20 protein-coding genes are annotated in these 24285 nt (G+C 44.3%); 8 read left to right on the top strand and 12 right to left on the bottom strand.

The window, feature by feature from the left end:
* Window positions 1–12: 12 nt before the first annotated feature.
* From ispE to VK541_RS17990, 3 genes are read left to right on the top strand one after another with little or no spacing between them, the layout of a single operon-like run.
* Window positions 13–816 (top strand): 4-(cytidine 5'-diphospho)-2-C-methyl-D-erythritol kinase, encoded by an 804-nt coding sequence (gene ispE, locus VK541_RS18000; RefSeq protein WP_324371756.1) that lies wholly within the window; start codon window positions 13–15, stop codon window positions 814–816.
* Between the two features lie 49 nt (window positions 817–865).
* Entirely contained in the window at window positions 866–1291 is a 426-nt protein-coding gene (locus VK541_RS17995; protein WP_324371755.1) for an OsmC family protein, read from the top strand.
* Between the two features lie 45 nt (window positions 1292–1336).
* Window positions 1337–2503, top strand: a complete 1167-nt coding sequence (locus tag VK541_RS17990) for an O-succinylhomoserine sulfhydrylase (RefSeq protein WP_324371753.1) — start codon at window positions 1337–1339, stop codon at window positions 2501–2503.
* A 46-nt stretch (window positions 2504–2549) separates the two neighbouring features.
* Here the strand turns inward: VK541_RS17990 and VK541_RS17985 are convergent, their stop codons facing one another.
* The 5 genes from VK541_RS17985 to tgt form a co-directional block, all read right to left on the bottom strand.
* Window positions 2550–2846, bottom strand: coding sequence for a hypothetical protein (locus tag VK541_RS17985; protein ID WP_324371752.1), 297 nt, complete (start codon window positions 2844–2846; stop codon window positions 2550–2552).
* A gap of 62 nt (window positions 2847–2908) precedes the next feature.
* Window positions 2909–5677 (bottom strand): hypothetical protein, encoded by a 2769-nt coding sequence (locus tag VK541_RS17980; RefSeq protein WP_324371751.1) that lies wholly within the window; start codon window positions 5675–5677, stop codon window positions 2909–2911.
* Between the two features lie 429 nt (window positions 5678–6106).
* On the bottom strand, window positions 6107–6997 hold the full coding sequence (locus VK541_RS17975) for a DMT family transporter (RefSeq protein WP_324371750.1): 891 nt from the start codon (window positions 6995–6997) through the stop codon (window positions 6107–6109).
* A complete protein-coding gene (locus VK541_RS17970; protein WP_324371749.1) occupies window positions 6998–8101 on the bottom strand; it encodes an LptF/LptG family permease in 1104 nt (367 codons plus the stop codon).
* Window positions 8102–9232 carry a tRNA guanosine(34) transglycosylase Tgt gene (gene tgt / locus VK541_RS17965; RefSeq protein WP_324371748.1) on the bottom strand — a complete coding sequence of 377 codons (1131 nt, stop codon included), beginning with the start codon at window positions 9230–9232 and terminating at the stop codon, window positions 8102–8104.
* 231 nt (window positions 9233–9463) lie between these two features.
* On the opposite strand from tgt, the gene VK541_RS17960 reads away from it, so the two are divergent.
* On the top strand, window positions 9464–10483 hold the full coding sequence (locus VK541_RS17960) for a glycosyltransferase (RefSeq protein WP_324371747.1): 1020 nt from the start codon (window positions 9464–9466) through the stop codon (window positions 10481–10483).
* Window positions 10474–11106 carry a 16S rRNA (guanine(527)-N(7))-methyltransferase RsmG gene (gene rsmG, locus VK541_RS17955; protein ID WP_324371745.1) on the top strand — a complete coding sequence of 211 codons (633 nt, stop codon included), beginning with the start codon at window positions 10474–10476 and terminating at the stop codon, window positions 11104–11106. The genes VK541_RS17960 and rsmG overlap by 10 nt, the downstream gene beginning before the upstream one ends.
* A gap of 10 nt (window positions 11107–11116) precedes the next feature.
* On the opposite strand, the gene VK541_RS17950 is transcribed toward rsmG, so the two are convergent.
* Both VK541_RS17950 and VK541_RS17945 read right to left on the bottom strand, forming a co-directional pair.
* Entirely contained in the window at window positions 11117–12577 is a 1461-nt protein-coding gene (locus VK541_RS17950) for a M56 family metallopeptidase (RefSeq protein WP_324371743.1), read from the bottom strand.
* On the bottom strand, window positions 12574–12942 hold the full coding sequence (locus tag VK541_RS17945; RefSeq protein WP_324371741.1) for a BlaI/MecI/CopY family transcriptional regulator: 369 nt from the start codon (window positions 12940–12942) through the stop codon (window positions 12574–12576). Before VK541_RS17945 ends, VK541_RS17950 begins: the two co-directional genes overlap by 4 nt.
* Before the next feature lie 158 nt (window positions 12943–13100).
* On the opposite strand from VK541_RS17945, the gene dprA reads away from it, so the two are divergent.
* Both dprA and VK541_RS17935 read left to right on the top strand, forming a co-directional pair.
* On the top strand, window positions 13101–14192 hold the full coding sequence (gene dprA, locus VK541_RS17940; protein ID WP_324371739.1) for a DNA-processing protein DprA: 1092 nt from the start codon (window positions 13101–13103) through the stop codon (window positions 14190–14192).
* Between the two features lie 153 nt (window positions 14193–14345).
* Window positions 14346–15707 (top strand): pyridoxal-phosphate dependent enzyme, encoded by a 1362-nt coding sequence (locus VK541_RS17935; protein ID WP_324371738.1) that lies wholly within the window; start codon window positions 14346–14348, stop codon window positions 15705–15707.
* 97 nt (window positions 15708–15804) lie between these two features.
* Here VK541_RS17935 and murA read toward each other — a convergent pair whose 3' ends face one another.
* The 5 genes from murA to VK541_RS17910 all read right to left on the bottom strand — a co-directional run bounded on the left by murA (window position 15805) and on the right by VK541_RS17910 (window position 22398).
* Complete coding sequence (murA, locus tag VK541_RS17930; RefSeq protein ID WP_324371737.1) at window positions 15805–17130, bottom strand: UDP-N-acetylglucosamine 1-carboxyvinyltransferase; 1326 nt, start codon at window positions 17128–17130, stop codon at window positions 15805–15807.
* Between the two features lie 31 nt (window positions 17131–17161).
* Window positions 17162–17836, bottom strand: coding sequence for a DUF4290 domain-containing protein (locus VK541_RS17925; RefSeq protein WP_324371736.1), 675 nt, complete (start codon window positions 17834–17836; stop codon window positions 17162–17164).
* A gap of 95 nt (window positions 17837–17931) precedes the next feature.
* Complete coding sequence (locus VK541_RS17920; RefSeq protein ID WP_324371735.1) at window positions 17932–20259, bottom strand: ATP-dependent helicase; 2328 nt, start codon at window positions 20257–20259, stop codon at window positions 17932–17934.
* Window positions 20260–20371: 112 nt separating this feature from the next.
* The gene (locus tag VK541_RS17915) at window positions 20372–21877 is read right to left on the bottom strand and encodes a PH domain-containing protein (RefSeq protein WP_324371733.1); all 1506 of its coding nucleotides are present in this window, start codon (window positions 21875–21877) and stop codon (window positions 20372–20374) included.
* Window positions 21878–21879: 2 nt separating this feature from the next.
* Entirely contained in the window at window positions 21880–22398 is a 519-nt protein-coding gene (locus VK541_RS17910; protein WP_324371732.1) for a PH domain-containing protein, read from the bottom strand.
* Between the two features lie 110 nt (window positions 22399–22508).
* Between VK541_RS17910 and VK541_RS17905 the strand changes: the two genes are divergently transcribed.
* Window positions 22509–23879 (top strand): dipeptidase, encoded by a 1371-nt coding sequence (locus VK541_RS17905; protein ID WP_324371731.1) that lies wholly within the window; start codon window positions 22509–22511, stop codon window positions 23877–23879.
* Window positions 23880–24285: the final 406 nt, after the last annotated feature.

The raw sequence follows: 24285 nt of genomic DNA, 5'->3' as shown, positions 1-24285 counted from the left end.
ATCTGGTTATTTATGCTCGCATTTGCCAATGCCAAGATCAACCTTGGGCTCCATGTTACTGAAAAAAGACCGGATGGTTACCATAATCTGGAAACGGTATTTTACCCGGTGAAGATCTATGATGTAGTCGAACTGACCGATGCGGATCAAAACGGCTGCGAGGTCAAAGGAACTGATATTCCCGGAGACACCCGGGACAATATTTGTTTTAAGGCTTTTGAGACACTGCAGCAGGATTTTGCTTTGCCCCCGCAAAAGATCACTTTATTGAAAAACATTCCTGTCGGAGCCGGACTGGGCGGCGGGTCTTCCGATGCTGCTTTTCTGATCAAACTGGTCAATGATAAATTTGGATTAGGCTTGTCTGTTTCGCAAATGGAGGATTATGCCAGGCCGTTGGGCGCCGACTGTGCCTTCTTTATCCAAAACAAGCCGGTGTATGCTTTTGGCAGGGGCGATCAGTTCGCCCCGCTCGACATAGATTTGTCAAATTATTACCTCGTATTGGTGAAACCGCCCGTCCATGTGTCTACTGCAGCCGCTTACCTGGGAATTACACCTTCAATTCCTAGCACTTCGCTGAAAGATTTAATACATTTGCCTTTGGAAAACTGGAAAACGGGTCTGAAGAATGATTTTGAGGGCCCGGTTTTTATGAAATATCCGGAAACAGAACAGATCAAAACCAGGCTTTACAATGCAGGTGCAATGTATGCAGCGATGAGCGGCAGCGGTTCATCTGTATTTGGGATCTTTAGATCGCCTGTCAGGCTAACTGGGCTGGAAAAGGATAATCAGGTTTTTTATGGTGTGTGAAACCGGGTTGGTACCGGCAAACAGAACAATTAATATTGAACGAGCAATAATGGAGATCAATTTAGTACGTAAAAGCGGTAAATTTAATTTTGAAGCGGAGAATTCCACAGGTTTTAAAGTAGAGCTGGATGCCAAGGAAGCCATAGGCGGTACGGGCAAAGGCTTCAGGCCAATGGAAATGCTGCTGGTAGGCCTCGGTGGTTGCAGCGGGATTGATATGGTCAATGTACTGACCAAGCAAAAGGAGCCGCTGGATGATCTGAAGATCAACATTAAGGCCACGCGAAAAGAGGCAGAGATGCCGCCGATATTTGACGTCATCGACATACACTTTGACCTTTACGGGGAGCTGAGCGTGCAAAAAGTGGAGCGGGCTTTGGCTTTAACCTTTGATAAATACTGCTCTGTGTCCAATATCCTGGGGCGTTCAGCGCAATTGAACTTTACTTATACAATTAACAATAGCAGCAAATAACACGGGTTGTTAGCTTGATACTTAATATTTTGATACAAATTTAAAATGCAGGAAGAGAATTTTGAAACCCTGGCCATCCGTTTACAGGCCGAAAGAAGCCATTATAAAGAGCATTCTGTGCCTTTGTACCTTACCTCAAGTTACAAATTTGACGATGCTGAGGAAATGCGCGCCCTGTTCGCCAATGAAAAAGAAGGTAATGTTTACAGCCGCTATGCCAATCCGAATACTGACGAACTGATCGAAAAGATGGCGGTTTTGGAGGGTGCGGAAACAGGCTGGGCCACCGCAAGCGGGATGGCTGCGATCTTCACTACTTTTGCTGCTTTCCTGAAATCGGGAGATCATGTGCTGTCGAGCCGTTCTGTATTCGGTTCTACACACCAGCTGCTCAATAATATTTTTTCCAAATGGGGCATTACTTATGACTATGCAGACCTGGATAAACTGGACCAGTGGGAAAATGGCATTAAGTCAAATACGAAAATGATCTTTGTGGAGACGCCTTCCAATCCGGGAATCGATATTATTGACCTGGAATGGCTGGGTAAGCTGGCTAAAAAGCACAATGTGCTGCTGGTGATCGACAATTGCTTCGCTACACCTTACCTGCAGCAACCAATAAAACTGGGCGCAGATATTTCTATTCACTCGGCTACCAAGTTCATCGACGGACAAGGACGTACACTGGGCGGGATCATTTTAGGTTCAGCTGTACTGATGAAAGAAATAGAGGGTTTTGCAAGGCACAGCGGGCCGGCGATGTCGCCGTTTAATGCCTGGTTATTGTCCAAAAGCCTGGAGACCCTGGCTGTGCGCATGGACAGGCATTGTGAAAATGCGCTGAAAGTCGCTGAGTTTTTAGAGGGGAATGACAAGATCAGCAGGGTGATGTATCCTTTCCTGCCTTCACATCCGCAATACGCCATTGCTAAAAAGCAGATGAAGCAGGGTGGTGGTATTGTGACGCTGGTTATTGAAGGGGGTGTTGCCGCGGCAAGCCGCTTTATGGACAAACTGAAAATGTTTTCGATCTCGGCGAATCTGGGAGATACCAGGTCTATAGCCACGCATCCAGCTACAAGCACACATTCAAAACTGACGGAAGCGGAAAGACTGCAGGTGGGAATAGAACAGGGCACAGTGCGTTTGTCAATCGGCCTGGAACACATCGATGATATTCTTGGAGATATCAAACAAGCCTTAAGTTAGTTTTTCGGCTTAGTTTAAGGAGCTCAGAAGTTGTTTGAAAGTTCGCTTATTTGATGTAATCGCGGTCTTCGTCGCTTAATTCATTTTTACGATTAAATTCATTTTGACGATCCTCAGAATAATTCTGGGGACCGTTTTTGTCATACGTGCTTACCGTGGTACGCGGCCGGCCGGCCAGAAAGCCGAGTATAAATCCTACGAGGGTGCATACACCGACGATCACTAATTTGGAAATGTCCTTCTTCACAAAAATAAAGTCAAAGGACACAGCATCTGTATTGACCATAAGAAAAATGGTGATCAGCACAGTAAATATGATGATGAAAATGGTTTTTGCGCTCATGTTTGCCGGAGGTTAGATTTTTGGATCAAATGGTTTCTTGAAAATCAGACGGACTGATTTCTTTAAAAGCTGTAATTAAAAATTAATTCTAATATAGGATTTTGGTTGTACACTTTGTTTACAAAAACAAATCTTGCGCCAATATCCACCAGGGGCTGATAACGGAGCAGGTGCATACTGCTGCGCAATTCAAAGCCAAAGGTTTTGGGTGCTGCCAGGTTTGTTTCCGTGCCGATGTTTTCATAGTGGCAAAACAGGCTGGCCCTCAGGTTCCGGACATAGGCAACCGGCCCGAGCTCTGCATCCGGAAAAGCAAAGGGAAATCGGTAATTGAACAGCAGGGTGTTGTTTAGCGCGCTTTTTGCCTTGATGTTATTGTAACCGTAAACCGCATTGATCTCCTGATCAAACCTGCGGATCCCCGTTGCGGTCTGGTAATTGAAGTTGGCCAGGAAGGAGTGATTTTTTGCCAGGCCCGGAAAATAAAAGAAACCTTCGGCAGCAAAGAGGCGGCCGCCCAGCCGGCTGTCAAATGGCTGGTGGACGTACACAAACCTCAGTGTCTGGGCCCATCGCGGTGCGATATCCCTTTGGGCGAGCCTCGTGGTATGGGTAAAGGTCATATTGTATTCCATGGGGAAGATCACCGTTTTGATGAAATTGGATGGAAGATTCTCTGCGTTATACCGCTGGGTATAGCTGGTCAGGGTATTGAAGGAAAAGTTATAGGAATGATTGAGGGCATTGATGTTCAGCGGAACCGAGGCCTGCAGCTGTACATTGTTTTCCCGCCAGTCGCCCTGCTGAGTGCCTGCTTTGCTGTTGTAAAACGTGCGGCGGGGCCTGTTCCGGTAAGTTGCCCTGAGGATCGGGTAGAGGGCTTTATAGGAGATGCCGGCATTGTACTCGAAGCGGTTGAGGTCACGGTAATAATCGGCCCCGGCAAAAAGGTCGAAGGTGTTGAGCAGGTTATTGGACCGGAACTGGATTCCGCCCCTGTATTCGTTTTCTATCACCGGGATGACGCTGTGCAGGTTGAACAGGTTGCCAAGCGTGCTGTAGGGTTTGGAGGTGTAGCTGCTGTCCGGGATATTGTGGAACACGCTGCCTGTGTTTTCCTGTGTTTCTGCTGCGGCACCAAAGTATACGAAATTGTTTTCCCCCGGCTGCCTTCCTGTTTTTTTATCGGCTGCGGTATAACTTCCTTCGGCAATGTTATATCCGGTAAAGGAGTAATCATTGAAAAGGAAAGTATCAGCAGACCCCTCGCTGATCCCCGGATTGAAGGCGCCGTATTTAGAGGCGCTCAGAGCGCTTATCTTTTTGGCAACGGTGTCGATATGGTAAATGTTGTCAATTCCACTGTAGTGGGCATTAAAAGCTATTCCCTGTTGAAAATAGATCGGTCTGCTCAGCTGCTGCCGGTTTTCCGCGATCAGCTGACGGGTGTTGCCCGCCCTGTCGGTAGTCCATAGCGCCTTACCCTGCTCGCTGACACTAATGTAGGTGATGTGGCTGCCGCTGGCATCATAGGCAGGAGTTTGCAGGATCAGGTTTTCAGGATTGGGGATCGTATTGATCGTTTTTCCTGTTTCAGCATCAAGTTCCACCAGGTTGCATTTGTTGCTCAGGTCAAATCTTACGGCAACGATCTTTTTCCCGTCTGCGGACAGGGAGGGGGAAAAGAAGCGGCTCCTGCCGGTCAGTTTTTTTGTCTTCCCCGTTTTCAGGTTATAGGAGCAGATTACGCTGTAGCTCCTTTGTCTGTATCTGGGGTCGTACCTGATCTCGTCCCATACAATGGTGTTATTGGCGTAACTGAACCAGGGTTGTTCCTGTCCGGCGATGCCACGGATGCGGCGCTCATTTTTGTTGCTGTCGATGACTACAAAATGATCTGCCTCCGCCTTGCTCTGTTTTAGGGCAAGGATGCGCCCGTCAGCAAGCCTGACCGGCAGAAAGTAGCTGGTGGCGATAGTTGCTTTTTTGTTGAGGACAGGGTAAGACTGAGCGGTTGTGTTTTGGTCTTGCTGCTTCCAGTCCCTTTTGAGGAGGGCTGTTGTTTTGTCAAACCATGCTTTGGTTCCGGAGCCGGTAAATTTTTTCAGACTGTTCGAAAAAGGGTAAGGTCTGAGCGGTCTTTTCCGGATGTCGGTCAGCACACTGTCGAAGATATTTTTTCCCTGCTGGCTGCGGATGCCGGAAGCCATCAGGTAGCCCAGCTGGTAGTAGCCTGGGGTGACATCTTTGTCCGATCCGAAATAGGCTTTGGAATACGAGATTTTTTTGCCCTCCAGCAGGCTGGACCGGTAGGGCATGATCCATGAAGGCTGCCTTCCGCGGCCGGAGTTTGTCAGAGCTGTTTCGATACTGACCGCGTCGCCTTCAAAGAACCAGACCGGGATGCTTACGCCGAACCAGGCGAAGTAAATATCTTCCGGGAAAGGATGGGCTTTTCCGCCGGTCAGTTTGTCGAACTGGGCGACGTGCCGGAGCTCGTGAACAGCGAGGTTATTGAGCCAGTCCTGACTGTCAAATTGCTGGGGAGGAGTGGTGTAGAATTCTGACTTTTTCGGGGCCAGCTGGACGAAGCCGTTGGCCACTACTCCGCGGTTTTGGAGTACGATCGGGATGCTGGTTTTTCGGGTGTTTAAACTGCTGCCTACATGAGGATAAATGAGTGGTAAGGTATTGGCCATTCTTTGTGCCTCTTTTTCCATTTCGTCCGGATAGATCAGCCGGAATCCGGCTGCCTCGATCTGACGCCATTTTACACTAAGTGGATTTTGTTCGGCACTAAAAATCTGCGAAAAAGCTTCATGTGAAATCAAACTTAAGATAATTGTTGTTAATGTTCTGAATAACAGTTTATTGTTTGATTTAAAAAAGGTCATTACGGGAGTATGCTAAATTCATTAGTATTGTAGGTTTGTAAAAACGTGATTTATATTGTTTTATAATTTAAGTAATGACTTTTAAGTTATTGATTTTAATATTTTTATGTAAATCATGTAAAGAATTTATAGTGCCGGTTTTTGGGCTTTTTTGATGGCTAAGTTGCAGTTTTTATTTTTCATGTGGTGATGAGCAGTCCGGGCATATTAATCTGCTATTAAGATACACTATTTATGATCAAAATAAAGAAAAAAATAAGACTGTTTTTTTTGAAGTGTATATAGAACCGCTATTTTTTGTGATGGAATTTTGCCCGGGATATACGGGTAATCCCTCCCCTTCCCTGCAAAAAACAGACCTGAAAACTAGGGTAAATTCTTTCTTTTTTTGTAGACCGGATACAGAAAAACAGCGCCTAAGATCAGGGCTGCGCCGATGTAAAATCCGACGGACATTGCCTCTTTTGTACCGAAGAAAATGAAGGCCAGAAGGATGCCGTATACCGGCTCAAGATTGGTGATGAGCGCCACCCGGAATGCCGACAAAGTACGCATCACGGACACTCCGGCAACGTAGGCGAGCGCGGTACATATGGTACCCAGAATGCCCAGGTAAATCCAGTCTTTCCCGCTGAGATTAAAGGTCTCATTCATGAGGTCATGATCCAGAAAACGATAGAGCGTGATCCAGATAAAAGCCCCGGTGATCTCGTAAAACCCGATGATCTTCGGGTCGCTTTTTTGAACTAAAGTAGAGTTTATCGTTGCGAATAAACTGGAAGCAAGGGCTGATGTCAGCCCGAAAATAATGCCCAAAGTATACTGCGATTCGAATTTAAAAATGAGGTAAATGCCTAAAATAATGACCAGACCGATGAGTACATCCGGTATGAGGATGCGCTGTTTTTTGATCAGCGGTTCGAGTATTGCAGTGAAAAGTGTGAATGACGAGAGGCACACCAGGGTCACTGAAACGGTAGAAACTTTGATGGCGTGAAAGAAGAGGATCCAGTGCAGGGCCACAATGCTGCCGGTAAAGAAGAACTGCAGAAATTGCTTTTTGCTGATCCTGAGGCTGGTTTTGGTAAACAGGAAATAGCCGAATAAAGTGATTCCCGCGATCATTACGCGGTACCAGACCATTTGTACGGCATTGATGGAAATAAGCGCTCCCAGAATACCTGTAAAGCCCCAGATGAAGACTGTAAAATGTAAGATCAGCAGGTTTCTATTGACCGGGGGCCGGGTATTGCTCATTTATTTTGGTGCTTTTTTGAGCAAATATAAGCCCAAAAGACCAAAGAAAAGTGTCGGTGCGATAACAGCAAATAAAGGTGATGTTCCTCCTTTTAAAGAGAACATTTTGGCAAATTGATTGAATACGATATAGCCAAAACTTAGCAGGATGCCAATACCGAGCGGCAAACCTACACCACCGCGCACTTTCCTTGAAGACAGAGCGACACCTATCAGCGTGAGGACAAAGGCGGACAAGGGATGTAAATAACGTTTGTACTGCTCAAAAAGAAGGTCATTCATGATGCCGGTGCCCCTGATCTTCTCTTTGCGGATCTTCTCTGACAGTACTTTATTGCTCATGTTCTCAAATATATTGTCATAGGCAGAGAAGTCATCAGGCCGCATGTCCAGGATGGTGTCTTTGGTTTTGCCGGTGCCGCTTACCATCGTCTCTTTCAGTCCGTTTACATATCGGATGGAGTAATTGGTGATCTTCCAGATCCGTTTCAGAGAATCCCATTTGATTTCATCTGCGACCAGCTTTTTAGTGAGTTCATCGCCTTTAAAATTGTCCAGGGTAAACTTTGTTCCAACCATGGTCTTGTTGTCAAAGTAATCCATGTAGATATAGGTCTTTTCGTCCAGCTTCATGTGGATGTCCCTTTTGCTGGGAGAGGTATTTTTCTTTACATAGCTGTTTTCAAAGCTGTTTTTCAGCTGGTTGGTATAGGGCAGGATGTAAAGATTAGACGCAAGGTTGACAGCAAAAATAATAAAAGCCGATACAAAATAGGGCATCAGGAACCTGTTAAAGCTTACGCCGCCGCTCAGAATGGGTACGATCTCCGTCTGATCCGCCATTTTAGCGGTGAAGAAGATCACTGCGATGAAGTTGATCAGGGGGGAGAGCATATTGACGTAAAAGGGGATGGAGCCCGCATAATACAGGGTAATGACCTGCCAAAAGGTGAGATTGGCACTCAGGAAGTCATCCAGCTTTTCAGAGAGGTCAAATATGATGATGATGATGACAAACAGCGTTAATGTATACAGGAACGTGCCCAAATACTTGCTGATGATGTACCAGTCGATGATCTTTATCCTGCCCCTGATGAAATTCATTTATAATTTATTGCCTAATATAGTCACCATTTTGTTTTTCCAGGCGTAAAATTCACCATTGATGATCTTTTCACGTGCTTCTTTGACCAGCCACAGGTAAAAGTGGAGGTTGTGCAGGGTGGCTATTTGTGCGCCCAGCATTTCTTTGGAATGCATCAGGTGCCTCAAATAGGCTTTGGAATAGACCTGATCTGCAAACAGATCACTCTCTGCATCTATAGGTGAGAGGTCGTCTGCCCACTTTTTATTGGTGATGTTGATCATTCCATTTCTTGTAAAGAGCATGCCGTTCCTGGCATTCCTGGTAGGCATGACGCAATCAAACATATCTACACCCAAAGCGATGTTTTCCAGGATGTTGACCGGCGTACCTACGCCCATAAGGTAACGTGGTTTTTCTTCCGGCAGTATGTCACAGACGACTTCAGTCATTCCATACATTTCTTCGGCAGGCTCACCGACTGACAGGCCGCCTATGGCATTGCCCTCACGACCCATCGAAGCAATGAATTCTGCTGATTTTACCCTGAGGTCCTTGTAAACAGAGCCCTGTACGATAGGGAAAAGGGTCTGGTCGTAGCCGTATTTAGGCTCGGTTTCATCAAATCTTGTGCAGCAGCGCTTCAGCCAGCGGTGGGTCATATTGATGGAGTTCGCCGCATATTTATAGTCACATGGATAAGGTGTACATTCATCAAAAGCCATAATGATATCAGCCCCAATGGTGCGCTGGATATCCATGGCATATTCCGGGGTAAATAAATGTTTTGACCCGTCAATATGGGAGTGGAAAGTAACGCCTTCTTCTTTGATCTTGCGTACTTTACTTAAAGAATACACCTGGTAGCCGCCGCTGTCGGTAAGGATCGGCCCGTCCCAGCCAATAAATTTGTGCAGTCCGCCGGCCTGTTCCAGTATACTTAATCCCGGTCTGAGGTACAAATGATAGGTATTTCCAAGGATGATCTGGGCTTCGATATCTTCCTTCAATTCCCGCTGATGTACGGCCTTAACCGTTCCGGCTGTACCTACAGGCATGAATATAGGGGTTTGTATCTGGCCGTGATCTGTGGTAATGGTTCCTGCCCTGGCCCTGGAATGGATATCTTTTGCCTCTAAAGTAAAGTTCATATGTGCGCTCCCTCAAAAAATCTGGCCAAAAGTAGCAAAAAACCAGCTATTTAAGTGCTAAATTTTTTATCAACATAAATCGCCATTATAGATAAAAAATGAGAAATTTGCCCCCTACTAAATGATATCGTGGAACTAACCCTAATAGAGAATTGCCTGCTCGGCTGTTTAATTTTTTGTTTTTTAATACAGCTATATTTCATCCTGTTTGTTCATCTGAAGCTTGCGCTGATGAAAATTGAGGTACCCGACCTTGGTGCCGCCAGACCTTTGAGCGTGGTCATTTGCGCACGCAATGAGGCATTGAACCTCAGAGAATATCTTTCTGTTGTATTGGAGCAGGATTACCCGGTATATGAAGTTGTGGTGGTCAATGACCGTTCATGGGACGGTACAGAAGAAATGCTGAAGGATTTTGGAACGCGGTATAAGCACCTTAAAATTGTGAACATCGCAGATGGGGAGAAATTCATCGCGGGCAAGAAATTTGCAGTGACGATGGGGATCAAGGCGGCTCAATATGAATGGCTTGTGTTCACAGATGCAGATTGTATGCCTGCATCAGCAAACTGGCTGAAGGGCATGCAGCAGCCTGCAGATGAGCAAACTGAATTTATCCTGGGATATTCACCTTACCTCAAAAGGAGGGGGATTTTAAATGCACTGATTCGTTTTGAGACTTTCTTTACTGCAGTCAACTATCTTTCATTTGCCCTCAAAGGCATGCCGTACATGGGTGTAGGACGGAACATGGCCTACAAAAAAGCAGTGTTTTTCAAAAATAAAGGCTTTGCGGCACACATGCACATTCCATCCGGTGACGATGATCTTTTTGTAAATGCCAATGCCGGCAAACACAACACGCAAATCCGGATCCATAAAGATACACAGGTATGGAGCGAACCAAATACCAGTTTCGGGGCTTACCTCAAACAAAAAAAGAGACATTTTGGTGCGGGGAAACTGTACAAGGGCAAACACAAGTTCATTCTTTCCTGCCAGATCGTTTTCCAGTTCCTGTTCTACGCATTCTTAATTGCCCTGATGTTCTTTAAACCAGCCCTGTACATTGCGCTGGGGATCTTTGCTTTGAGCATCATCATCAGGTGTTTTATTTATCCGCGTTTGTTAAAACGCCTGAATTACGGGGGATTGAGCATCTGGTTCCCCTTGCTGGATATCCTGTTGTTCATTTTTCTCGTGTTTAATGGCATAGTGTCTATATTTGTTAAAAAAGTACAGTGGAAATAAAGTCAGCATTGATACAAAAATATTTTGAGGGGTTAACTGAGCAGCAGGTCAGGCAATTCGACCAGCTATATGAGCTGTATAGCTTTTGGAATTCACAGATCAATGTGATCTCCAGGAAGGATATTGACGAGCTGTATGAGCGCCACATTTTACACTCTCTGGGAATTGCAAAATTCTGCGGTTTTAAAGCGGGTACAAAGATTCTGGATGTGGGAACAGGCGGTGGTTTTCCGGGTATTCCTTTAGCCATTCTTTTTCCGGAGGTGCAGTTTCACCTGGTGGATTCTATAGGCAAGAAGATTAAAGTGGTGACCGAAGTGGCTGCTGCTTTAGGACTTAAAAATGTAAAAACCAGTCATTTGCGTGCGGAGCAGGTTGCAGATAAGTATGATTTTGTGGTGTCAAGAGCGGTAACCAGGCTGGTCGATTTTTATCCCTGGATCAAAGGCAAGTTCAGTAAGGAATCCAGGAACGCGATTGCCAATGGAATTTTATATCTGAAGGGCGGCGATCTTACTGAAGAGATTGCCGAATCACGCCTGAAAGCGGAACTATATCCGCTTTCAGCTTACTTTAAGGAAGCCTTTTTTGATACTAAATACGTGGTTTATATCCCTCAGTAAAATTGAATTTTTATTGTTGGTCTTTTTTAACTGGTTTAACTGCGTCTTTTTCTTTTTTCACGTAGTCGAGTTTTATCTCTTTCAGGTCTGATTTGACTTTTTCAAGTTCCTTTTCGGGTTTTACCACAATGCTGTAACTAAAGGTCTTTGTTGCGTTTTTGTCTTTATTCGCATTGGTTTTGACTTGTTTAATCCCTTCCATATCCGCATTTACGGCTTTCGCTTCCTTTATGGAATAGGTATAAACTTTTTTCGGCTCTGCAATTTCTACTGCCTCAATGACCTCTTCTTTTGTATTCCTACCCTCAAATTTTATAACCTTGACTTCCGGTGCGGGAGGTGCTGGCGGCGGCGGAACATCTTTTGTGACTATTGGCGGCGGGAACTTTATTTTTTTAGCAGATACCGGTTTTTTAGGCGCTTCAGGTGCATCTGGTTTCACTATTGGCGGCGGAAATTTAACCACCTCTGTTTTTGGCGCTGTTATTCGAACTTCTTCTGATTTAGCCGATTCCTTTTTATCAGATTTCACCTTTTTTACTGCCGTGTTTTTCTTCACAGGTTCCTGGTACCCAGCTTTAGCAGACTCGTATTTTTCCGGATACAAATCTATTGCATAGTCTTTTGTGAACGCCATGGTGGACGCACATAGCATTCCCCCGGCAATTGGCAGTGCAAACAGGAACTTCAGCCTTGCTCGTCCTGTTGACTTTTCTTTGTTTAACATGTTAATCCTCCTTTTTAATATTGATTGATTGAATATTTGATTGGTAAGTTGATTGGGCATAGTTCCGAAGGAATTCTGAATCAGAAACATGGCATATTCATGTTTCTGAATGTCGGTGTTTGTAGTTACTTCATCGGCGATGTACTCATGTAACAGTTTAATGTCCTTTTTTATAAAGTAGGTCGCGGGATTGAACCACGCTATGATTTGAATGAGCTCAAAAAAGATGATATCTAAACTGTGTTTCTGCCGGATGTGTACCATCTCGTGCTTCAAAACGGTATTCTTTGCGATTACATCGGGGTTTAAAAACAACAGATTAAAGAAAGAGAACGCCGTGTCAGAATCAAGCAATTCCACATAAGTGATAGCTCCTGCTTTTTGTTTTTTTGCATGAATTGACAGCACAATGATCTTATATATACTGTAACACATTTTTAGGGTAAAAACGGCTGCTATGATAAAGTAACAATAGATGATAAGATCGTTTATGGTAAACGACAGGTCGTTTTCGATGATCTTTGATGGAATGACTACAGTGTATACATATTGCTGTCTTCCAAACAGGTTATTCAGGTATCCCATTTGTAAAAGCGGAATGCTGAAGGCGATCAGGGTCGCCATGATGAGATAGAACCTGTTTAAAGAATAGAACGTTTCTTTGTGCAAAAACAAACAATAAAATCCATAAAATACGGCCAGGTACAAATTGGCTTCCAGTAAATAATATAACCAGTTCATCATTTCTTGTTTTTAAGTTTTTCCGCCAGTTTGATCAGTTCATCCAGCTCGTCCATGTCCATATTCTTTTCTTTCACCAGGAAAGAAACCAGGCTCTGGTAAGAATTTTCAAAATAATTGTTCATGACCTTGTCGAAGGCAAAGTGCTTGTATTGTTCTTCTGTGATGACGGGAAAGTAGATATGGGTATTGCCGACGGCTTTATGGTCAATGAACCCTTTGCCTTCCAGTACCCTGATCACGGTCGATACCGTATTGTACGCAGGTTTTGGGGGAGTCATCCGGTCTATTACATCTTTGACCAGACCTTCTTTCATTTCCCATAAAATCAACATGACCTGCTCTTCTGCTTTTGTTAGTTCTCTCATTCTGTGCTGTAATTATTAACGTTAATTAAAGGTACTACTATTTTTATAGTTTACAAACTATTTTTGTAGTTTGTGATTAAATACTTGAATATTACCTGTTTAAAATTATTTCAGTTATAGTATTAACGCTGGTCAACTGGATTTATATAATTTGGCCCATGAGTATCAGACACAAAATAGCCCTTACATTTATCAATACTGTAGGGCACATACATGCCAAAAACCTCCTGGACCACTTTGGTTCTGCCGAGGCAGTATTTAACACGAACTTCGCAGAGCTATTGGAGGTTCCCGGAATAGGGAAGGTCATAGCAGGGGAAATCCTAAAAAGTGATGCATTGAAACTGGCCGATGAACAGCTGGAATTTATAGAAAAGCAGGGTGTTCAGGTCCTTTTCTACACAGACGAAGCCTACCCTCACCGGCTTAGAAATTGTTTTGACGCGCCGGTCCTGTTATATTACAAAGGCAATGCAGACTTAAATCATCAACGGATCATCAGCATAGTAGGTACGCGGAAAGCCACAGAATATGGAAGGCAGCTCTGTAAACAGCTTTGTGAGGCCCTGGCAGCTTACGATGTTTTGGTGGTCAGCGGGCTGGCCTACGGCATTGACGTAGCTGCCCATAAAGAAAGTCTTTACCAGAATATTCCTACGGTGGGTGTTCTGGCACATGGCCTGGAGCGGATTTATCCACCCTTGCACCAGCCTGTGGCCCAAAAGATGCTGGGCAATGGTGGCCTGCTTACGGAATTTCCACTGAATACAGTTCCTATAAAAGAGAATTTCCCCCAGCGCAACCGCATTATTGCCGGGCTTTCAGATGCCACAATCGTGGTAGAGGCGGCAGCTAAAGGTGGCGCATTGATCACCGCAGAGATTGCGAATTCTTACAACAGGGACGTGTTTGCTTTTCCTGGAAGAACAACAGATACCAGTTCGCAGGGCTGTAATTTTCTGATCAGAACAAACCGGGCAGGGCTGATCAGCAATGCCAAAGACCTGATCTATTGCCTGGGCTGGGAGGAGGTTCAGCAAAATAAAAATACCGAACAGCTGCAAATGCCTCTCGGTCTATCTGCAGAAGAACAGAAAATCGTTGAGCTGTTAAAAGCATCTCCTGTCCAGATAGATGAATTGTCCATACAGTCCGGGATGCCTCAGAGTCAGCTGGCCATGCATTTGTTAAGCCTTGAAATGCAGGGGATCCTGGTGTCTTTGCCAGGTAAAGTTTACCAATTGAATTAGAATATTTTTTATAGACCTATATAATAGATCGTTTGTAAGTCTATTGGTGTACTAGAATAAAATATTGTTTTGCTTATTCTTCATATTCAATATTATATTTTAATTATTGAATTATAAATAGAATTCCAATCTCCAATTTGTATTTTTGTGTCCATGTGGTACAATAACATTTTGGAGACCATTGGCAATACGCCATTGGTAAAATTGAACAGTATAACTAAGGAAATCCCCGCAACTGTACTGGCCAAGATTGAAACGACCAATCCTGGAAATTCTATCAAAGACCGCATGGCGGTGAAAATGATAGAAGATGCAGAACGCAGTGGAAAGCTGAAACCCGGAGGCACAATTATAGAGGGAACTTCTGGAAATACAGGTATGGGACTTGCCATGGCGGCTATTGTGAAGGGTTATAAATGCATATTCACAACCACTGATAAGCAATCCAAAGAAAAGGTAGACGCTTTAAGAGCATTTGGCGCGGAGGTAATCGTATGTCCTACCAATGTTGATCCCGAAGATCCGCGCTCATACTATTCGGTTTCTTCACGTCTGGAGCGGGAAGTTCCCAATTCCTGGAAACCCAATCAATACGATAATCTGGCCAATACACAGGCGCATTATGAGCAGACAGGACCGGAAATTTGGAAACAGACAGAAGGAAAGATCACTCATTTGGTGGTAGGGGTAGGCACCGGAGGTACAATCTCGGGTACCGGAAAATACTTAAAGGAACAAAACCCCAATATCAAGGTGTGGGGAATAGATACTTACGGATCTGTATTTAAAAAATATAAGGAAACCGGTATTCTGGATAAGAATGAGATCTATCCATACATTACAGAGGGGATCGGGGAAGATTTTCTGCCTAAGAACGTTGATTTTGATACCATTGACCTTTTTGAAAAGGTAACAGATAAAGATGCAGCACTGATGACCCGTGAGATTGCTCGGAAGGAAGGTATTTTTGTGGGTAATTCTGCTGGTTCTGCAGTTGCGGGCCTGTTGCAGCTGAAAAGCAAACTGAAACCTGAGGATGTGGTCGTAGTCATTTTTCATGATCACGGCAGCAGGTACATGGGCAAGATGTACAATGAAGACTGGCTCAGGGAAAGAGGCTTCCTGAAAGACGAAAAATTGACCGCTGCCGCAATCATTGCCAAAAAGGATAGTACAGAAATTGTGACTATTGACTGTGAAAAGACCATACTGGAGGCCATCAATACCATGCACATGCTCAATATTTCGCAGATACCCGTAACACAGCAGGAGATGGTCGTAGGCAAACTGGCCGAAGGAGATATACTGAAAGCATTGATGGAAAATCCCTCGCTGAAATCGGCAAAGGTGGAGGAAATCATGACCAGCGGATTTCCGTTTGTAGATCTGAATACCTCTATAGACAAGATCTCTGCCCTGATCAACAAAGAGAACAGTGCAGTATTGGTGGAAGATGTAAGCGGGAAGATTGAGATCATCACACAGTACGACATCATCAATGCCATTTCAGGCTGATTTAAAGATAAAAACCGAGACAAAAACCACTACCAAAACAATGAAAGCCCCGATCCGGGGCTTTTTTCATATAGATATGTTTTTGTGATGAATCTGCTTAGTGGCTTGGTGCAGAAGCTTCTACACGCTTGATCTGCGCACCCAATGCACGCAGGCGGATGTCAATGTCCTGATATCCGCGCTCAATCTGCTCAATATTGAAGATGGTAGACTTTCCCTCGGCAGATAATGCTGCAATCAGTAAGGAAACCCCGGCACGGATGTCTGGAGAGGTCATGCTGATGCCTCTCAGCTTATATTGTTTGTCGATGCCATTTACTGTAGCCCGGTGCGGATCACAAAGAATGATCTGCGCACCCATATCGATGAGTTTATCTACAAAAAACAGTCTGCTCTCAAACATCTTCTGATGGATCAGTACATTTCCTTTGGCCTGGGTAGCCACCACGAGCACGATACTCAGCAGGTCCGGTGTGAAGCCAGGCCATGGAGAATCCGCTATAGTAAGCATAGAGCCATCGATAAATGACTCGATCACATAATGTTTTTGTGAAGGAATGTAAATGTCGTCACCTCTCAGTTCAAACTTGATCCCCAGCTTTCTAAACACATTGGGTATAATGCCCAATTCAGCATAACAAACGTTTTTGATAGTAATCTCAGACTCTGTCATGGCGGCCAAACCGATAAAAGAACCAATTTCGATCATATCAGGCAGCATTCTGTGTTCTGTTCCACCCAGTTTTTCTACCCCGTCAATGGTCAGCAGGTTGGAACCTATACCGGAGATCTTAGCACCCATGCGGTTCAGCATTTTGCACAATTGCTGCAGGTAGGGCTCACACGCTGCATTATAGATCGTAGTGATGCCTTTAGCCAGCACAGCAGCCATGACAATGTTGGCCGTGCCAGTCACTGAAGCCTCATCTAACAGGATATAAGTGCCTTTTAAATTGGTGGCATCGACGTTAAAAAACTCCTTTTTGGAGTCGTATATAAATTTAGCGCCCAGTTTTTCAAAGCCCAAAAAATGGGTATCGAGTCTTCTTCTTCCTATTTTGTCACCACCCGGTTTAGGAATGGCGGCAGTACCGAACCGGCCCAAAAGAGGCCCTACAATCATGATAGATCCTCTCAGGCCGCCCCCTTTTGCCTTAAAACTATCAGAAAGAAAGAATTTAAGGTCGATGTTTTTGGCTTCAAAAGAATAAGTGTCTTTTGACAGACGCTCAACCGTTACGCCCATATCGCCGAGCAGCTCAATCAGTTTGTTTACATCCTTAATGTCAGGAATATTACTGATGGTGATCTTCTGATCAGTCAATAAAACAGCAGCGATGATCTGCAAAGCTTCATTTTTTGCCCCCTGGGGATGAATTTCACCTTTCAGTTTTTTTCCACCAATGATTTCAAATGCATTCATATTAATAATAAGGATCTAATAAATATTGGTGTTAGTATCTCTGCTTGCCGTTATTGCGCTGCTTGTTGTTGCTGCTGTTGTTTTGTCTGTTTTTGCCGTTATTATTGCTTCTTCCGCGGTTGTTGTTGTTGTTTTGCGGACGGACAGGGACAGGTTTGAACTCAACTTTATGCAGGTTAACGTTTTCATCCAGCTGCAGCTCACCACCAGACAGTTCCCGCAGGTTTTTGATGATGGTTTCATCAGCTACGCTGTCTTTGTTCCAGGTCACGTAAGACATTTTCATGAAATTGGCGATGCCCTGTACCATTGATGCACGGCGTTCCGGTTCATCTACTGCCTTAGCCTTTTCGATCATTACTTCTACGGTTTTACCGTAGTGCTTGTATTTGATTTTTTGCTGCGGATATCCAATATGATCAGGTTTGATCAGTGCCGCTTCAGGAGTAGGTTTAGGATAAGGACTGTCCACATCGATCTGGTAACCGGATATAATGTGCAGGTGATCCCATAGTTTGTGTTTGAAATCCGCCACATCACGCAGGTGCGGGTTCAAAAAGCCCATCAGGTCTATCACTGCCTGGGCATATTTATTACGTTCCTCACGATCTGGAAGTTCAATAATGTACTTCACCATGTTTTGTACATTACGGCCGTATTCGGCAAGGATTAGCTCGTTTCTAGTGGTATTATAATCGAAATTCATGCAAGTTATTTCTATGATTGCTGTTTTAAGCTTAGTATGCAGGCCTGCTGCAATATAGCAAGTTTAAATATAAACAGATTTGACAAATATAAGGCTTATTTCACAATTCGCAATTTAGCAAATTTTAATAACAACTGTTTATTGCCCAAACCCTGGAAAAATACAGTTGCTTTGACGTCCGGCAAAGTGCCCTCCAGGCTTACGATCTTTCCAAAGCCAAACTTCTCATGCTCTACATCCATTCCATTTTGAAATGCACCGGCGGCATCAGGGGCAAAACCGGGACTGGGTACATGTGCTTTAGGCAAAAGACTGCTTGTCTTTGGCCGCGGGGCCGAAGAGCCTGCTGTACCCGTACCGGTAGCTGATGAGCCCGAAGACATTGCCGGTTTAGGCTTGGTAAAGCTGTCCCTTTCCTGTGTCCAGCTGCGGCGTTCATTATCAAAACTATCGCTGCCCAAAACGCTTTTGGCAGGTTTTGCGACTTCTATTTCCAGGTACCGTGCGTTGATCTCCTGTATGAAACGGCTGGGCTCGCAATTGGTCAGCGTACCCCACCTGTACCGGGATGTGGCATAGGTCAGTGTCAGTTTTTTCTCTGCACGGGTGATGGCGACGTAAAAAAGACGTCTTTCTTCTTCCAGATCAGTGCGGGAGTTTAAGCTCATTTGCGAAGGAAAAAGGTTTTCTTCCAATCCTACGACAAATACATTTTTAAACTCCAGTCCTTTTGCGGAGTGTATGGTCATCAGTGAAACTGTGTCTTTGTCCTTGTCATCACCACGGTCATCGTTGGTCAGCAAGGCAATGTCCTGCATGAAAATAGCCAGGCTGCGGTCTTCAATGTCTTCACGTTCCGCAAATTCCTTAATCCCGTTCAGCAATTCCTGTATGTTCTCATACCTGCTGCGGCCTTCAATACTGTCGTCGGTATGCAGTTCCTTTAAGATCCCGGAATGCTGCGCGATGTAGAGTGCAGTTTCATAAGCATCCAGTTTTTTAGATTCAGCTGCAAAACTCTGGATCATCATCGCAAAATCGTTGAGCTGGTTGGCAATACGGCCCTCAATATACTGCTGGGGATTGCAGATCACCTGCCACATGGTGATGTCGTGCTTATCGGCAGCGACAATGATCTTATCTACCGTGGTATCACCCAGTCCGCGGCGCGGATAATTGATCACCCGTTTGATGGCCTCTTCGTCCGCCGGATTGAAGGTCAGACGGAAATAGGCAATCAGATCTTTGATCTCCTTGCGCTGATAGAAGGAGAGTCCTCCATAGATTTTATATGGGATATTAAGCTTCCTTAAAGCCTCCTCCATAGCCCTCGACTGGGCATTGGTGCGGTAAAGTATGGCGAAATCATGATGTCGGTAACCTTTGGAAGTCCGTTCCTGGATGATGGCCTCAGCTACCAGTTTTCCTTCCTCATTGTCCGTAAAAGCACGCTGAACTTTTATCCTGTCGCCGGGCTCATTTTCAGAAAATACATTCTTTTCCAGCTGGTTCTTGTTGTTGGCAATGATGCTGTTGGCGACTTCAACTATATTCTGCGTAGACCGGTAATTTTGCTCCAGCTTATACACCCGCAGATCAGGATAATCGCGCTCAAAGTTTAAGATGTTCTGAATGTTTGCACCCCTGAAGGCATAAATACTTTGTGCATCATCACCCACCACGCAAATGTTCTGATAGGCCGCAGCGAGTTTTTTAACTATCGTATACTGCGAAAAGTTGGTATCCTGGTACTCGTCTACCATCAGGTATTTAAATTTCTGCTGATATTTATTCAGTACATCAGGATGTGTTTTCAGCAAAACGTTGGTTTTGAAGAGCAGGTCATCAAAGTCCATTGCGCCCGCTTTAAAGCAGCGTTTGGTATAGGTTTCATAGATCACACCCAGCAAAGGACGCTTGTTGCTCACGTCTTCGGACTGTATTTCAGGGCTTTCCAGGTATTCAGAATGAGAAATGAGGTTGTTCTTTGCCGATGAAATCCTGTTGTAGACAAAATTTGCATTGTAGAGCTTATCGTCCAGCTGCATTTCCTTTAATATCGAACGGATCAGGCTTTTGCTGTCGTCGGTATCATAAATCGTAAAGTTTGACGGATAGCCGATCTTTTCGGCCTCAACCCTCAGGATCTTGGCAAACACAGAGTGGAAGGTGCCCATCCAGATGTTTTTGGCTTCAGAGCCCACCACTTTCATGATCCGCTCACGCATATCTTTGGAAGCCTTGTTGGTAAAGGTCAGCACCAGGATATTAAAAGGATCCACACCTTTCTCTATCAGGTGGGCCACCCTGTAAGTAATGACACGTGTTTTTCCGGAGCCGGCGCCTGCTACGATCATTGCCGGACCTTGTGTGTTTTCTACTGCTGCGCGTTGTTGGGGGTTTAAACCTGCTAAATAATCCAAAATCCGTTCCTGCTGTTTAATATATGCGAATGAATAGTATGCTATCTGGCAAAAGTAAGAAATTCTGTGCTTTATTGGAACATGTTGATAAATACAGGCAGGTATAAATTGCCTACATCCAGTCTTCTTTTGAAGATTCCACCTTGTATATCCAGTAGTTTACCAGGTTTTTGATATGGGTGTAATTGCCATATTTAAAATGGATTACGCCCGCTGCCGTATGTACGATCAGGTGTCCCACATCAGCCTTTTTATGCCAGAAATATTGTTTGGCAGTTATCGCCTGGATTTTGTGCGGCTCGATGATCTCATGTTCAATATCCCAGATCCCGCTTCTTTTGATGATAAAACCATTACCGGCATAAAGCCTGTGGTGCTTGTATTCAAAATACAACAGTGTAATGACGATCAATATATAAGGTATCGCCAGTATAAAGTAAGGTTTGATCAATGGCAGAAGGAGGAACCCAACGAGAAATACAGCCAGCAATGGCAATACGATGCAGAGCATGATTCTTAAGAACAGGAAGCGGTAATTGGGTAATAATGCCTTGCCCTTGGCTGGAATGCGGTCAAATATCATCTTTAAGATCTCATCACGCTCCATTTCATCACAGCCCGGTATTTCCACAGCAGATTTCTTTTCGTCCTCCTCATCGGCACTGCTGTATGAAGCCTGTTTTACCTTGATATTGAGCATACCCAGCTTTTTCTGAAAATAGTTTTGGCTGTACGCACTCAGTTGCACTTTGCCAGGCTTCAGCAAGGTATTGTGCTTGGTAAACAGGCCTGAGCTCACAGCCAGAGAGCGTTTTTGCTTAATGATCTTAAAATCAAAATACCTGATGAAAGTGCGGATGATATTGGTGCCCAGTACAAGAATAAGGGCGGCAATGAGTAAAAAGCAAAGCGAAAAAACGGAGAAACCCTTGCTAAAAGCATGGCTGAGCTGATTTTCTTCAATCTCAAATGCAGAATTGTAATCCTTGATCAGCTGAAACAGACCAAATATAAAACCTGTGAGCAGTGCGATGCTTGCGCCGTAATTGGAAGTGATCCCGACTTTTAAAAGTGTAAAATTGCTGAGTTTAAGAAATGGGGCAATTGCTGATTCCGTTTCAGCGGCAGCCAGTTGACCGGATTCGGCAGCAAAAGTATCTCTGCTCAACAATTTTTGTTTGAGCAGCGTAGCGGTAGTGTGGTCTACAGCTTTGATACTGGCCTCTTTTTTATCGCTTCCCGCAGTATCAATATCCAGACTGTAAACCCCGATCATTTGCTGCAGCAGGGATTGGTTGATGTTTGCCTGCTGGATTTTATTGAGCTGTATGGTCAGCGTGGTCCGGCTGAAAACCCCTTTGTTGATGATGAACTCTTGTTTGTCCTCATCCAGGAAAAAAGTGAATTTGATATAGCGGATATAGGCAAACACCGCTAAAATCAAGATTAAAGCAATTGTACCGGACACAACTGTCCAGGTATGCTGGCCACCCGATTTGATAAAGATGAAGAGTATAGGAAGTGCCGCAGCCCTGATCACCTTTTGCAAAGTGTCCGCAAACATGATGATAATTCCGGCGGCAGATTGCTTTTGGGGTTTAGAAAAATCGTGATCCATTCTTATTCCGCCGTTTTGGTGATCTGTTTCATCAGCATTTCCTTAATGCGTTTGGCCTCTTCAATTTCAATTCCCGGAATGTGAAGGCTTCCTGAACTTCCGCCGGCGGTAAAGATATTTAAGGCACCCAGTCCAAACATCCTTGCAAAAAGACCTTCATGCAGTGCAATGTGCTGGATCCTTGAAAAAGGAACGATAGTGGTGGTCAGGGCAATGATGCCGTTGCGATAAATGATGTCCTTATCGCGTACCGCAAAGCCCCTTCTGCTGATGTCAGCTCTGTTAAGTGTGATCAGCAAGGCCGCGAATACTATATATAGGGAGGAGAACAAAATGATGTGCTGCTTTGCCTCTGCATTAAACACCAGAAGAGCTGCGATACCTGCAGCCAGCAGAAACAGAAAAATGCCAATATGGATCAGGACTACATTCCAGTATTTGGAATTTAACGCCTTTAGCGGTGCCTGCTCATAATTCGGTAAGGCTTCAATATCAATAGGATCATTGGTAAATTCCTGCATAGCTGAACTGAGAATGGTTTCTCTCGCTAAGGTAACTTTTTTTTGAAAGCGGGGACTGAGATTAGGGAAACTTCGGCAGTTTTACATAAGTTTGTCCAAACTAATTTGTTATGCAAGAGATCAAGAAATATGTCGAAGAAAACAAGCAGCGCTTTTTGGACGAGCTGTTTGAACTGTTACGCTTTCCATCCGTTAGTGCAGACCCAAAATATAAAGGCGATGTGCTTAAAACAGCCGATTATGTAGCTGAAAAGCTAAAAGAAGCTGGTGCTGATCATGTGGAGATCTGCCCGACAGCGGGCTATCCTATTGTCTATGGAGAAAAAATCATTGACGCGAACTTACCAACAGTTTTGATTTACGGGCACTATGACGTGCAGCCAGCCGATCCGCTGGAATTGTGGAAAACACCGCCGTTTGAACCAACTGTGCGTGACGGCAAGATCTACGCACGTGGAGCCTGTGATGATAAAGGTCAGTTTTACATGCATGTTAAGGCGTTTGAACTGATGATGAAGACCAATACTTTGGCTTGTAACGTGAAGTTCATGATTGAGGGTGAGGAAGAAGTGGGTTCAGCGAATCTTGGCATTTTTGTGAATGCAAATGTGGAGCGTTTGAAAGCAGATGTGGTATTGATTTCAGATACTTCGATGATCAGCATGGAGAACCCCTCTATTGAGACCGGCCTGCGCGGTCTGGCGTATATGGAAGTGGAAGTGGTAGGGCCGAACCGTGACCTGCACTCTGGTGTATACGGCGGTGCGGTGGCCAATCCGGCTACTATACTATGTAAGATGATCGCATCTCTGCATGATGAAAACAACCACATTACCATTCCTGCTTTTTATGATAAGGTTATTGAGTTGACAGACGAAGAGAAAAAGGCATTGAATTCTGCTCCTTTTGATCTGGATGAGTATAAAACTGATCTTGATATTGCTGCTGAATGGGGTGAAAAAGGATATTCAACTTTGGAACGTACCGGCACAAGACCTACTTTGGAGGTCAACGGGATCTGGAGCGGGTATACAGGAGAGGGTGCTAAAACAGTACTTCCTTCAAAAGCCAATGCTAAAATTTCTATGCGTTTGGTGCCTAACCAAAGTTCTGAGGAGATCGCTGAGATCTTTACCAAACACTTTGAAAGTATAGCCCCCGACAATGTAAAGGTTAAAGTTACTTCACATCATGGCGGTGAGCCGGTAGTGACGCCTACAGACAGCATAGCTTATAAAGCTGCGGAAAAGGCTATTTTAGATTCTTTTGGCAAAGCACCAATTCCAACAAGGGGTGGAGGCAGTATTCCTATTGTCGCTTTGTTTGAAAGCGCATTGGGTATTAAATCTGTATTGTTTGGCTTTGGTTTGGACAGTGATTCATTGCACTCGCCCAATGAGAAATATGACATATATAACTATTATAAAGGTATCGAGACCCTGCCATTGTTTCACAAGTATTTTGCCGAACTGAGTAAGTAATTGTCTGGTAGTTTATTGGATGCTTAAATAAAAACACCAATATTCCTTCTCTCCTTGCAGCCATGAAGAATTGCTGCACATGTCGATCAGGAACATTGGTGTTTTTATTTTTGGATGCTTACCATTTGATGGTAAAGCTGCTTTCGTTTACGGTTGCTGCACCCTTTCTGCGGACTTCCTGCATACTTTCTGCGGTTAAAAGTGCCTTTAACCGCAGAAAGTATGCAGCATAAGCGAAGGAAGTCCGCAGAAAGGCGCTTCTAAGTGTCTTACCCTATTATAGCTATACAGGTTACTGATTTAATTTTGAATTGACTATACACGCAAATTTGTTATTCCTGTCGGAGTTATACAAGTTGTATTTCTTTTATTTTATACTTTTTGGGTTTCCATCTTTTCTTAAGTT

The sequence above is a fragment of the Pedobacter sp. genome, assembly GCF_035317785.1.
Classification (GTDB): domain Bacteria; phylum Bacteroidota; class Bacteroidia; order Sphingobacteriales; family Sphingobacteriaceae; genus Pedobacter.
This window is presented reverse-complemented; position numbering and strand designations above follow the sequence as displayed.